This window comes from Streptomyces sp. NPDC005302, assembly GCF_040607345.1.
Taxonomy (GTDB): domain Bacteria; phylum Actinomycetota; class Actinomycetes; order Streptomycetales; family Streptomycetaceae; genus Streptomyces.
Genome location: NZ_JBEXGN010000001.1, coordinates 520,292 through 532,989, shown reverse-complemented (window position 1 = coordinate 532,989; position 12,698 = coordinate 520,292). Strand labels below are relative to the sequence as shown.

Here is a 12,698-nt window from a genome sequence, read left to right as displayed (position 1 = left end):
CTTCGCGGAGCACGCGTGGCCGGACCGCCACGTGTCGCCGAACGCCCTTCAGCCGCGGTGCACTTGTCCGCAGCCCGGCCGGCCGCGGCCACACGGATCCCGGCGCCCCGACGCCCGGAAGGCGACCACCCCGGCCGACCTCGCGGACGCCGCCGCGCCCGCCCGCCGCACGTCACCCCACCCCGCGAGGTCGACGTGAATGCGCCCCCGATACGCTCCCCCAAGACGCCCTTCGCGCCCTCAACTGTGGTGGTGGGAGGGCTGATCACTCGCAGAAGTGACCGTCGATTTTCGGCCAAATCGGCGCTGGATGGACACGTTCGGACACGCTCCGTACAGGCCCTGCGCACCGCTTCGGCAACGCACAGTCCGGGAGGCGGAGTTCGCCTCCCGGACCGGTCCGCCGCCCGCGGGGATGTAGGCGGCGGTGTCCCCCAGCCCACTGGATCCAGTACAGCGGGCCGACCCACGCACGATCCATGGAAGCGCTCCCCCGATGGCCGGAGAAGAGCGCACGCACAGGCGCACGGCCACACACCAGGAGCACGCCGCGACCGTCCGTACAGTCGTACGGACCACAATCCCGCCAACCGGACCTACGCCCCTTAACGCTGGGGATCGGGCGAACTACGCTGGGTTTACGAATGCCGCGTGGTTATGCCAGTGCGGCAGCCGTCTGTGTCGAGGGGTGGCGCATGTCCAGGGAGCAACGCGGGCCGAACGAAAAACTCGGCGCCGTTCTCGCCCTCGCGGGAATCAGCAACGCAGGACTCGCGCGTCGCGTCAACGATCTTGGCGCTCAACGCGGGTTGACTCTTCGCTACGACAAGACGTCGGTGGCGCGCTGGGTGTCGAAAGGCATGGTGCCGCAAGGTGCCGCGCCGCACCTCATCGCGGCCGCCATCGGCCAGAAACTCGGCCGTCCGGTGCCGTTGCACGAGATCGGCCTGGCCGACGCCGATCCGGCGCCGGAGGTGGGTCTCGCCTTCCCCCGTGACGTGGGGCAGGCCGTGCGGTCGGCGACCGAGCTGTACCGCCTCGACCTCGCCGGGCGCCGGGCCGGCGGTGGAGGCATCTGGCAGTCGTTGGCCGGTTCCTTCGCCGTGAGCGCCTATGCGACCCCCGCGTCCCGATGGCTGATAACCCCGGCCGACAGTTCGGTGGCGCGCGACGTGAGCCCCGGTGAGGACTCCGGAGCACCGCTGAAAGTCGGCCACAGCGATGTGCTGAAGCTGCGTGAGGCAGCCGAGGACGCCAGGCGCTGGGACTCCAAGTACGGAGGCGGCGACTGGCGTTCGTCCATGGTGCCCGAGTGTCTGCGGGTCGAGGCGGCGCCGCTGCTGCTCGGCTCCTACTCCGACGAGGTCGGCCGGGCCCTGTTCGGCGCGTCCGCCGAACTCACCCGTCTCGCGGGCTGGATGGCCTTCGACACGGGGCAGCAGGAGGCGGCACAGCGCTACTACATCCAGGCCCTGCGCCTGGCCCGGGCCGCCGCGGACGTCCCCCTCGGGGGCTACGTGCTGGCCTCCATGTCCCTCCAGGCGACCTACCGGGGCTTCGGCGACGAGGGCGTCGACCTCGCCCAGGCCGCCGTGGAGCGCAACCGGGGACTCGCCACCGCCCGCACGATGAGCTTCTTCCGGCTCGTCGAGGCACGTGCCCACGCGCGCGCGAGTGACGCCCAGGCGGCCGGCACGGCCCTGAAGGCCGCCGAGGGCTGGCTGGAGCGCGCCCGTGACGGCGACCACGACCCGTCCTGGCTCGGCTTCTACTCGTACGACCGCTTCGCGGCCGACGCCGCCGAGTGCTACCGCGACCTGAAGGCGCCCCGTCAGGTGCGCCGCTTCACGGAGCAGGCGCTGTCGCAGCCGACGGAGGAGTTCGTCCGGTCGCACGGACTGCGCCTGGTCGTGTCGGCCGTCGCCGAACTGGAGTCGGGCAATCTCGACGCGGCGTGCGAGCAGGGCGTACGGGCGGTGGAGGTCGCGGGGCGCATCTCGTCGGCGCGCACCACCGAGTACGTGAAGGACCTGCTGCACCGCCTGGAGCCGTACGGCGACGAGCCCCGTGTGGTGGAGCTGCGGGAGCGGGCGCGACCGCTGCTGATGGCTCCGGCGTAGGGCGGCAGCGCGTCCCGCCGCCGCCCCTTCGACCGGGCGAAACGCGGCGGGGCGTGAATCCCGGGTTTGAGGGCATTGTCAGTGGCGCAGTGCACTATCGAAGCCGGGAGGTGGTGCAGGTGCGGAGCGCGTACGACTGCGATGTGCTGGTGATCGGCGGCGGAATCGTCGGCCTGTCGACGGCCTATGCCGTCACGCGCGCAGCGCCGGGCACCCGGGTGACGGTGCTGGAGAAGGAGCAGGGCCCCGCCCGGCATCAGACGGGCCGCAACAGCGGTGTGATCCACAGCGGTGTCTACTACCGCCCGGGCTCCCTGAAGGCGCGGTACGCGGTGCGGGGCGCCGCGGAGATGATCAAGTTCTGCGCGGAGTACGACATCCCGCACGCCGTCACCGGCAAGCTGATCGTCGCGACGGAGAAGGCCGAGCTGCCCCGCCTGCACGCCCTGGTCCAGCGCGGCAGGGAGAACGGCATCCCGGTCCGGGAGCTGGGCCCCGCCCAGATCACCGAGGCCGAGCCCGAGGTGCGCGGCCTCGCCGCGATCCACGTCGGCACCACCGGCGTCTGCGACTACGTGGCGGTGGCCCGGCAGCTCGCGGAGGCCTCCGGCGCGGACATCCGGTACGGCGCCGACGTCGTGCGGATCGACCGGCGCCCCGACCTCGGCGCCGCCGTCCGCACGGCCGACGGCACGATCGTCCGCGGTCGGGTCCTCGTGAACTGCGCGGGACTGCACTGCGACGAGACGGCCCGCCTGACGGGCGACGACCCGGGGATGCGGATCGTGCCCTTCCGCGGCGAGTACTTCACCCTGGCGCGACCGGAGCTGGTGCGCGGCCTGGTGTATCCGGTGCCCGACCCCGCCTTCCCCTTCCTCGGCGTCCATCTCACCCGGGGCATCGACGGCAGCGTCCACGTCGGCCCGAACGCGGTGCCCGCCCTCGCCCGCGAGGGATACGGATGGGGAGTCGTCCGCCCCCGGGAGCTGGGCGCGACGCTGTCCTGGCCGGGTTCCTGGCGGATGGCGCGCCGCCACTGGAGATACGGCGCGGGGGAGCTGCGGCGTTCGGTGTCGAAGGCGGCGTTCACCGAGGCGGTCCGCCGGCTGCTGCCCGCGGTGACCCCGGACGACCTGCTGCCCGCCGCGGCCGGCGTTCGTGCCCAGGCCGTCCTGCGGGACGGCACCCTGGTCGACGACTTCCTGATCAAGGAGGGCCCGCGCACAGTGCACGTCCTGAACGCGCCGTCCCCCGCTGCCACGGCCTCCCTCCCGATCGGCCGCGAGGTCGCCCGCCGGGCCCTGGCGGCCCTCGCGGCGAGCTGAGCGGGAGCGCCTTTCGGCAGGCCGCGTCTCCCGCGGACCGGCCCGGACCGGTCGGGGCGCTCCCGGCCCGGACACGCCCCGCCGCGACCCCCCGTAAAATCGACCGCACTGTGTCTGACTTCCTCGACTCCTCCGAAGAGACCCGGCCCGCCTCCTCCGAGGACGGCTCGCCGCGTCGCCACCGCTCCGAGCGCGAGCCCCGCTTCCCCGACGGCCCGCAGCCCGACCCCGCCGGATCACACTTCGAGCGGCGGATCCGGAGCTTCCAGCCGCGCCGGAGCCGGGTGACGACCGGCCAGGGCGAGGCCTTGCAGCGTCTGTGGCCCAAGTGGGGGCTGGACATCGACGGACAGCGCACGCTCGACCTGACGGAGCTGTTCGGGGCCGACCTGCCCGTCGTGCTGGAGATCGGCTTCGGCATGGGTGAGGCCACCGCCCAGATGGCGGCCGAGGACCAGGAGACCGGAATCCTCGCCGTCGACGTGCACACCCCCGGCCAGGGGAACCTGCTGGGCCTCGCGGAGCGCAGCGGCCTGAACAACATCCGGGTCGCGAACGGCGACGCGATCATCCTGCTCCGCGAGATGCTCCCGCCCGCGTCCCTGAACGGCCTGCGGGTCTACTTCCCCGACCCCTGGCCCAAGAAGCGGCACCACAAGCGGCGGCTGATCCAGCCGGAGTTCCTGGACCTGGCCGCGACCCGTCTCAAGCCGGGCGCCCTGGTGCACTGCGCGACCGACTGGGAACCGTACGCCGAACAGATGCTCGAAGTCCTGAGCGCCCACCCCGACTTCGAGAACACGCTGCCCGACGGCGGTTTCGCGCCGCGTCCCGAGTTCCGGCCGCTGACCCGTTTCGAGGGCCAGGGACTGGACAAGGGTCATGTGGTGAACGACCTCCTCTTCCGGCGCGTACAGCACCGAGACCAGCACGCCCCGGACGCCTGACCCTCGCACGGCCCTCCGGCACCCCGGGATCTCGTACACCAGGACGACTCCGGCCACCGTCGCGAGCCGCGCCCTCCCTCGTTAGGGTCAATGCCGTGGCCATCAGTCCCCCGTACCCCCCGCGGCCCGGCGTCCCCGCCGGGCATGCGCTGCGCCATCCGCACTGGTGGCAGCGGAGATGGGTCCGGTACGGAGCACTGATCACGCTGCTGGCGCTGTCCGGTCTCGTCATCCTCGCGCTCGTCCGCGAACAGACGGGAACCGAGGGCTTCCTGGTCGGTCTCGGTCTCGCCGTGTTCCCGGTGCCGCTGCTCATGGCCGCGTTCCGGTGGCTGGACCGGGTCGAGCCGGGCCCCTGGCGCAACCTGGTCTTCTCGTTCGCCTGGGGGGCCTGCGCGGCCGCGCTCATAGCGATCGTCGCCAACAGCTTCGCCACGCGGTGGATAGCGACCGCGACCGCGGACCCCTCCAGCGCCGACACCCTCGGCGCGACCGTCATAGCCCCCGTCGTGGAGGAGTCGGCGAAGGCGGCCGCCGTCCTGCTGGTCTTCCTGTTCCGCAGACGGGACTTCACCGGGATCGTCGACGGCGTGGTCATAGCGGGGGTCACCGCGACCGGCTTCGCGTTCACCGAGAACATCCTCTATCTCGGCACGGCCTTCGGCACCGACCGGCTCAGCGGGGGCAGCGGACTGTCCTCCGTCACCGCCGCGACGTTCTTCGTCCGCGTGGTGATGTCGCCCTTCGCGCATCCCCTGTTCACCGTGCTGACGGGCATCGGCTTCGGCGTCGCGGCCCTGTCCGCCGAGCGCCAGCACGTGCGCCGCGTGCTGGTCCCGTTCGGCGGGCTGCTGCTCGCGATGGGGATGCACTCGGTGTGGAACAGCTCGTCGGACTTCGGGGAGTACGGCTTCTTCGCGGTCTACGCGGCCTTCATGGTGCCCGCGTTCGGGCTGCTGACCTGGCTGGCCGTCTGGACCCGGCAGCGCGAGCTGCGCACCGTGCACACGGAACTGCCCGCCTACACCACCGCGGGCTGGCTCGGCACCGCCGAGCCCTACGTCCTCGGCTCGATGCGGGCCCGGCGGCTCGCCCGCGAGTACGCCGGCCATCACTGGGGGAAGGCCGCGGCCCGCTCGGTCGCCGAGTACGAGGCGTACGCGACCTCGCTGGCGTTCCTGCGCCACCGGGGGCGCCGGGGCCGCGCGGGCGCCGACTTCGTCGTACGGGAACGCGAGCTGCTGCACGAACTGTGGCGACGCCGGGAGATCGCCCGCCCCTCCCTCGCCTACGCGGCCCGCGCCACCTCCCCGCTCCCCGCACCGCCCCCCTGGCCCGCGCACGGCTACGGGTACGCCGCGCCACCGGCCCAGCCGTACGCGCCGCCGGTGCCGTATCCCGCGTACAACCCCTACCGTTCGTAGCCCCCGCCCGCGCGAGGCGGCACCTCGCCGGTACGGGGGCCGGGGTCCGGCTCAGGCGCGGGTCACGCCGACGCGCGGGTCAGGCGCGACAGTTCCGCGTCCGTCAGGGACAGGTCCGCGACACCCAGCAGGGCCGGGAGCTGCTCCACGGTCCGGGCGGAGGCGATCGGCGCGGCGACGGTCGGCTGGGCGGCGAGCCAGGCGAGGGCGACGGTCGGCACGGCCGCGTTGTGGGCCTCGGCGATCTCGTCGAGCGCGGTGAGGACCCGCCGGCCGCGTTCCGTCTCCAGGTGCTTGGACGCACCCGCGGCGCGGGGCGAGTCGACGGTCGCGCCCGGACGGTACTTGCCGGTGAGGAAGCCCGCGGCGAGCGCGAAGTACGGGACGGCGGCCAGTCCGGCGCGGGAGGCGACGTCCCGCAGCGGGCCCTCGTAGGTGTCGCGCGAGACCAGGTTGTACTGCGGCTGGAGCGCGACGTAGCGGGCGAGTCCCTCGCGGTCGGAGAACTCCAGGGACTCCTGGAGCCGCTCCGGGGAGATGTTGGACGCGGCGATGTGCCGCACCTTGCCGGCCTTCACCAGCTCGTCGAGCGCGCCGATGATCTCGTCGACCGGCACCTCGGTCTTGTCGAAGTGGGTGTAGTAGAGGTCGATGTGGTCGGTGCCCAGGCGCCGCAGCGACGCGTCGGCGGCGGCCTTGATGTTGGCGCCCGAGAGCCCCGGGAAGGCGGGGTGCTGGCTGACCTTGGTCGCGACGACGATGTCCGCGCGGTTGCCGCGGGCCTTCAGCCACTTGCCGATGATGGTCTCGGACTCGCCGCCCTCGTTGCCGTCGACCCACGACGAGTACGAGTCGGCCGTGTCGAGGAAGTTGCCGCCGGCGGCCGCGTAGGCGTCGAGGACGGCGAAGGACCGGGTCTCGTCCGCCGTCCATCCGAAGACGTTGCCGCCCAGCGAGAGCGGGAAGACCTCGAGGTCGGAGGAGCCGAGCTTGCGAAGGTAAGTCATGGGCTGTTTCAACGCCCGCACCGGATGCCTGTATTCCACATGCACCCCACACGGGCCCGGCGCTCCCGCACTCGCACTCGCACTCGCGGGCGCGAAACCGGCCGGCCGCGGGAGTCCCCGCGAGCCGGCCGGTCGGCAGTCCGTAAGGGTCAGGGGTTGAGGCCCTTGCCCTGGAGCCACGCCATCGGGTCGATGCCGGTGGCGGCACCGCCGGGGTGGACCTCCAGGTGGAGGTGCGGCCCGGTGACGTTGCCCGTCGCGCCCACGCGGCCGATGACGTCGCCCGTGGCGACCTTCTGGCCGGCGCTGACGCTGATCGACGACTGGTGGCAGAACCACAGCTCGGTGCCGTCGTCGAGGGTGAGGATCGTGCGGTAGCCGTACGAGCCGGCCCAGCCCGCCTCGGTGACGGTCGCGCTGTGGATGGCCTTGATCAGCGTGCCGGTGGGCGCGGCGAAGTCGAGACCCGTGTGGTAGCCGGAGGACCACAGGGCGCCGGCCTCGCCGAAGCGCGAGGTCAGGGTGTAGGAGGAGGTCGGCAGCGAGTAGCTCTTGGCGAGCTCGGCGAGACGCTCGGCCTCCGCCTTCGCCTTGGCCTCGTCCTCCGCCTTCTTCTTCGCGGCGTCCGCCTTGGACTTCGCGTCGTCCTGCTGCTTGGTGGCGAGCGCGACGGCCTGCTTGGCGGCGGCGGTCTCGGCGGCCGCCTGGGCGGCGCTGTCGACCTGGTTCTGCTGCGACTCGGCCTGCTGCATGATGCGGGCCCGCAGGGCCTCACCGGCGTCCGTGCTGCCCTGGGCGGTGTCGGCGGTGGTCAGTCCCGCGCCGGTGAGCGGAGTCGTGGAGCCCTTGGGGGTCTCCGCGCCGTCACCGATCAGGGCCTTGGCCGAGTGGGTGACCGAGGACAGGTCGGGCAGCGAGATCGAGACGGGCGCCTTGCCGGGCGCCGCGGTGGCCATGCCACCGGCGCCGACGGCGGCTATGACGCCTACACCGAGGACCGTGGAGCTGCGGGCGAGTCCTCCGCCGCGCTGCTTTCCCACGCGGTGCCGGCCACGAACGGGACGGACGGAATCCTCGGTGGGATTCCACTCCTCCCAGGGTCCCTCGTCCTTGCCGTAGGCGAAGCCGAAGGACTGTGTGTCATTCGGTGCGAACGAGGTTGGCTGAGCAGGCCGGTTGGACGCCACGTGGGCGCACTCCTTTCCTTCCTTCTCGCCTACCGGGTTAGCTGACGGGTTCGGAGCAGGAAGGTCTCCTACGCGCGTAAACCGACCGTGCTGCCACGGCGGAATACGCTCGATTCACCCCAAGTTGGTGGTTCCCCGGTTCCCTTGCGGGATTCGGCGCGTGCGCACGGAGCCATCTCTTGTGACGGCTGGGACGACCGCGCTGCGTTATCGAACGTTAATAGACCTGGCCACCTGATTCCAAGCTGTTCAGCCTGATCGTTAACGCTTTTTGGCCAGGACTTTGGGGTCATGGGCGATGAAAAACGGGCGAGTTGGCCTCATCCCGTCGACACGGATTTCTTTGACGGTGCGTCAGTCGTTATGCGGAGGGGCACGGTTCGGTCACCCCTCGTGACAACGGTCGGGAGAGGAGCCTACGAGGGCCGTCAACCATGCCGGACGGCGAGCAGTGCCATGTCGTCGCTGAGGGCGCCGCCCGTGTGCCGCCGCACCTCGTCGGCGAGGCTGTTCAGCAGCGCGTCGGGCCCCGGGAAGACCCGCCCGGCCAGCCGCGCGGCCGGATCGTAGAACTCCCCGCGCACGTCCCGGGCCTCGGACAGCCCGTCGGTGTGGAGCAGCAGGATCGCCCCCGTGGGAAAACGGGCGGGTACGGCCAGGTCGGGGGTCACGGCCAGGTCGCTCATCCCCAGGGGCAGCGCGGCGGGCCCGCCGGTGAGCGGGACGAGCGTCCCGTCGGGATGCAGCATCAGGGGCGGCGGATGCCCGCGGTTGACGATGCGGACGATCTCCTCGTCGTGCGGGATCTCCGCGAGGACCGCCGTCGTGAACCCCTCGACGGCGTCGAGGTTGTCGCGCCGGGTGCCCTCGCGCTTCAGCGCCCGCTCCAGCCGCTGCGCGACCGCCTCCAGGGTCGTCTCCTGCTCCGCCGCCTCCCGGAACGCGCCGATGACCACGGCGACGGCGGCGACCGCCGTCATCCCCTTGCCGCGTACGTCCCCGACGACCAGCCGCACGCCGTACGGGGTGTCCTGCACCGCGTACAGGTCCCCGCCGATGGACGCGTCCGCCTGGGCCGCCTCGTAGCGCGCGGCGACGTCGAGGCCGTCGATCCGTGCCTGGGGTTCGGGCAGCACGGCCCGCTGCGCGAACTCGGCGATCTCCCAGACGGAGGCGAGCCGCTCGTCGCTGCGCCGGACGAGGATGTTGATGAGGATGCCCAGGACGGCCGCCGTGGCGACGGTGACGACCTCGGTGACCGCGTCGATCCGCAGGACGATGCCGAGGCGCAGGTGCACGAGGATCAGCGCGCCGACGGCGGCGGCGCCGGTGAGGACGGTGCCGCGCAGCGAGTAGAGGGGCGCGGCGACCAGGGTGGCGGCCGTGAAGAGGGGGGCGGCGGTGAACTCGCCCGGCGTGAAGTAGTCGTAGAAGGTCCCGCCGACGACCAGCAGCACGGGCAGGGCTCGCACGAGGGCGCGCGCGGAGGACATCCGGCCCGTGCGCCATCGCGCCGGACCGGTTCCGGGATCGCCCGCGGGTCCGGACGCACCCGAAGCGCCGGCGACCCCCGGCGCCCGCGGATCACCGGGGGGCGGGCGGTCGGCCCGGGCGTCGAGTTCTCCGGTCCGCTCCTCACCTCCTGGCTGACCCACAGGTCCAGCAGACCCGGCGCGGGGGCGGTGGGCGACCGGTGTGGCCCGACCGAGGGATTCCGCCGCCCTGCGGGGTGAACCCGGGAACGGGACGACGGAGCGACGCCGCGAAACGAAGGAGGAGGGGGAGCCCGTGCCAACAGAGCCCGTACCAACAGAGCCCGTACCAACACCAAGGGCCGGAACTCGTGAATCCGAGTTCCGGCCCTTGGCCTTCAGTAGCGGGGACAGGATTTGAACCTGCGACCTCTGGGTTATGAGCCCAGCGAGCTACCGAGCTGCTCCACCCCGCGTCGTTGAAATTAGTGTACGCCATCCGCGGGACCCTCAGAACACGCTTTTCCTCCACGTGCCATCCACCGGGCAGGCGGCGCGCGGATTCCCTCCCTCAGGCCGTGCGGTGCGCGGCCCCGTCCAGGAGGTGGCGGTTGGGTGCCTTGGCGCGCTCCTCGTACTCGGGCAGGAGGACGACGTCGGCGCCCGCGGCGGCGAGGAGTCCGCTGCCGTCGGCGTCGGTGACGAAGGTGTCGGGCTCGCGCCAGGCGGTGACGACGCGCCGTACACCGGCGTCGAGGATCAGCCGGGCGCAGGGCGCGGGCCGGGAGGCGCGGCGGGCGCACGGCTCCAGGCTGCTGTAGACGGTGGCGGCGGGCAGCCGCGGGTCCGCCGGGTCGATCTTGGCGAGGGCGGCCTCCTCGGCGTGCGTCACGGGGTCGCCGCCCTCGCGGGAGTGGCCGCGGGCCAGCTCGGTCCCGTCGGCCGCGACCACCACCGCGCCCACGCTGAACGCGGTCTCCGAGGGCGGGCAGAGCGCCGCCAGCTCGCAGGCGAGGGCCAGCCACTGCCGGTCGGCGGCGGAGGCGGTCCGGCCGGTACCGGGCGCGGTCGGGACGTAGCGGATGAGGACGACGTCCCCGACGGGCCGGGTCTCGACGAGCCGCATCCGGCCGGGGGGGTAGGCCCCGGGCCCGAACAGTCGCGGCGCGTCCGGCTGCCCGACGAAGAGGGGGGCGACGGCGAGCTGCAGTTCGTCGGCGAGTCCCTCCCGTACGAGCTGGGTGTGGACCCGTCCGCCGCCCTCGACCATCAGCCGGCGTACGCCCCGGACGTCGTGCAGATGCTCCAGCAGTACCCGCCAGTCCAGCTCGGGCCCGGTCGGGACGATGTCGACGCCGGGAAGCCCGCGCAGCAGGCCGGCGGCCCGCCGGGCGCCCTCGTCGGTCGAGTAGACGGCCTTCTCGCCGCCCGTGTGCCAGAACTGCGCCTTCGGGTCGAGGTCGCCGGAGCCGCTGACGGTCACCTTCAGCGGATACGCCGGGCGCCCGTCGGCGACGCGGGCCGCCCGGCGCTCGGCGGAGTTGACCAGCAGCCGGGGGTTGTCGGCGCGCAGGGTGCCGGCGCCGACCAGGATCGCGTCGCAGGACGCCCGCACCTCGTCGACCCGGTCGAAGTCGGCCGGGCCCGAGAGGAGCAGCCGCTCGGGCCCGGTGTCGTCCAGGAAGCCGTCGAGGGAGACGGCGGCGGACAACAGGACGTGGGGACGGGGCATCGGGGCGTTCCTCCGGTCGAACTCACACAGTGGTTCAAGTTTTAAACAATACCTAGACTGGTCTCATGACGACCCGCTGGCTCTCCCCCGCCGAACAGCGCGCCTGGCGCTCGTACATCTCCGCGAGTTCCCTCCTGGAGGACACCATCGACCGCGGACTCCAGGCCGAGGCGGGCATGCCCCACCTTTACTACTCCATCCTGGCCAGATTGTCCGAGGCACCCGAACGACGGCTGCGGATGACGGAGCTCGCCGAGACGCTGAAGATCACGCGCAGCCGTCTGACGTACGCCGTGACGCGGCTGGAGAAGGACGGCACCGTACGCCGGGAGGGCTGCCCGACCGACCGGCGCGGCCACGTGGCCGTGCTCACCGACGAGGGCATGGACCTCGTGGAGCGGACCGCGCCCGGGCACGTCGCGACGGTCCGGGCGGCGGTCTTCGACCGGCTGACCGCCGAGCAGGTGGGCCAGCTGGAGGAGATCTGCGGGGCCATCACCCGGGCGATCCAGGACGAGGACTCGGCGGCGCGCGGGGAAGATCTGCCGTGGCGGCGGCGTTCCTGTTCGTCGTGAGGAACGCCGGAGCCGGCGCCCGGAGGACCGGGAACCCATTGCTTGAACTTTGAAGCAGATGTAGTGTCTCGTCCCGGACGGTGTGCTTCAAATCTGAAGCACCATCCGCAAGCACCGTCCCGTACGAACCCGCTGGACGGAGAGACAACATGCGCGACCATCCCACCGCCACGGTGCGCACCCGCGTCCGCGTACCCCTGCGCTTCGGCGACGGCTACTCCGTCGACGCGGACCTGGTCACCTTCCACGGCCTCGTCGACGGCAAGGAACACCTGGCCGTCGTCCTCGGCGACCCGGGCACGGACCCGCTGGTGCGGCTGCACTCGGAGTGCCTGACCGGCGACGTCTTCGGCTCGGCCCGCTGCGACTGCGGACCGCAGTTGCGCGAGGCGGTGGAGCAGATCGCGGAGCGCGGCGGCGTCCTGCTGTACCTGCGCCAGGAGGGCCGCGGCATCGGCCTCTACAACAAGCTCGACGCGTACGCCCTCCAGGACGAGGGCCTCGACACCTACGCGGCCAACGCCGCCCTCGGCCTGCCCGAGGACGACCGCGACTACACGGCCGCCGCCCAGATGCTCCAGGCCCTCGGCATCGACACGCTCGACCTGCTCTCCAACAACCCCGACAAGGCGGAGCAGCTGCGCGACCTCGGCGTCACGGTCTCCCACCGCGTCCCGACGGGCGTCTTCACCACCGCGCACAACGTCCGGTACCTGCGCGCCAAGGTCCTCCAGACCCAGCACACGCTGCCGCTGCCGGAGCTGACCGGCCTCACGGAGCTCACCGCGGGCTGACCCCCGCGCCCGCCGGCGTGAACGACTCGGTGCCGTATGCCACGGATCGGGGCGGGGGGGGGGGGCCCCCCCGGGCCCCCCCCCCCCCCCGCCGGCCGGCAGCGCAACCCCCCCG

10 protein-coding genes, 1 tRNA gene and 1 riboswitch are annotated in these 12,698 nt (G+C 72.5%); of the genes, 6 read left to right on the top strand and 5 right to left on the bottom strand.

Features of this window, described 5'->3' with window-relative positions; genetic code table 11:
* Window positions 1-695 precede the first annotated feature (695 nt).
* The 4 genes from ABZT74_RS02360 to ABZT74_RS02345 all read left to right on the top strand — a co-directional run bounded on the left by ABZT74_RS02360 (window position 696) and on the right by ABZT74_RS02345 (window position 5,816).
* Complete coding sequence (locus ABZT74_RS02360) at window positions 696-2,120, top strand: MFS transporter (protein WP_355883952.1); 1,425 nt, start codon at window positions 696-698, stop codon at window positions 2,118-2,120.
* 89 nt (window positions 2,121-2,209) lie between these two features.
* The gene (gene lhgO, locus ABZT74_RS02355) at window positions 2,210-3,445 is read left to right on the top strand and encodes an L-2-hydroxyglutarate oxidase (RefSeq protein WP_356433007.1); all 1,236 of its coding nucleotides are present in this window, start codon (window positions 2,210-2,212) and stop codon (window positions 3,443-3,445) included.
* 110 nt (window positions 3,446-3,555) lie between these two features.
* Window positions 3,556-4,392 carry a tRNA (guanosine(46)-N7)-methyltransferase TrmB gene (gene trmB, locus ABZT74_RS02350; RefSeq protein WP_356433005.1) on the top strand — a complete coding sequence of 279 codons (837 nt, stop codon included), beginning with the start codon at window positions 3,556-3,558 and terminating at the stop codon, window positions 4,390-4,392.
* A gap of 95 nt (window positions 4,393-4,487) precedes the next feature.
* Complete coding sequence (locus ABZT74_RS02345) at window positions 4,488-5,816, top strand: PrsW family intramembrane metalloprotease (RefSeq protein WP_355883959.1); 1,329 nt, start codon at window positions 4,488-4,490, stop codon at window positions 5,814-5,816.
* Window positions 5,817-5,878: 62 nt separating this feature from the next.
* Here the strand turns inward: ABZT74_RS02345 and ABZT74_RS02340 are convergent, their stop codons facing one another.
* From ABZT74_RS02340 to ABZT74_RS02320, 5 genes are all read right to left on the bottom strand, one after another.
* Window positions 5,879-6,823, bottom strand: a complete 945-nt coding sequence (locus tag ABZT74_RS02340; RefSeq protein WP_356433003.1) for an aldo/keto reductase — start codon at window positions 6,821-6,823, stop codon at window positions 5,879-5,881.
* A 149-nt stretch (window positions 6,824-6,972) separates the two neighbouring features.
* Window positions 6,973-8,010: a M23 family metallopeptidase gene (locus ABZT74_RS02335; protein ID WP_355883963.1), complete on the bottom strand. Its 1,038-nt coding sequence runs from the start codon at window positions 8,008-8,010 to the stop codon at window positions 6,973-6,975.
* Window positions 8,011-8,021: 11 nt separating this feature from the next.
* A riboswitch (cyclic di-AMP (ydaO/yuaA leader) is annotated at window positions 8,022-8,179 on the bottom strand.
* Window positions 8,180-8,438: 259 nt separating this feature from the next.
* A complete protein-coding gene (locus ABZT74_RS02330) occupies window positions 8,439-9,503 on the bottom strand; it encodes a PP2C family protein-serine/threonine phosphatase (RefSeq protein WP_356433001.1) in 1,065 nt (354 codons plus the stop codon).
* 381 nt (window positions 9,504-9,884) lie between these two features.
* Window positions 9,885-9,958 (bottom strand) — tRNA-Met (locus tag ABZT74_RS02325).
* Window positions 9,959-10,053: 95 nt separating this feature from the next.
* Entirely contained in the window at window positions 10,054-11,214 is a 1,161-nt protein-coding gene (locus tag ABZT74_RS02320; protein ID WP_356432999.1) for a dihydrofolate reductase family protein, read from the bottom strand.
* Between the two features lie 65 nt (window positions 11,215-11,279).
* On the opposite strand from ABZT74_RS02320, the gene ABZT74_RS02315 reads away from it, so the two are divergent.
* Both ABZT74_RS02315 and ribA read left to right on the top strand, forming a co-directional pair.
* Window positions 11,280-11,789, top strand: a complete 510-nt coding sequence (locus tag ABZT74_RS02315) for a MarR family transcriptional regulator (protein ID WP_356432997.1) — start codon at window positions 11,280-11,282, stop codon at window positions 11,787-11,789.
* Between the two features lie 149 nt (window positions 11,790-11,938).
* Entirely contained in the window at window positions 11,939-12,583 is a 645-nt protein-coding gene (ribA, locus tag ABZT74_RS02310; RefSeq protein WP_356177835.1) for a GTP cyclohydrolase II, read from the top strand.
* Window positions 12,584-12,698 lie beyond the last annotated feature (115 nt).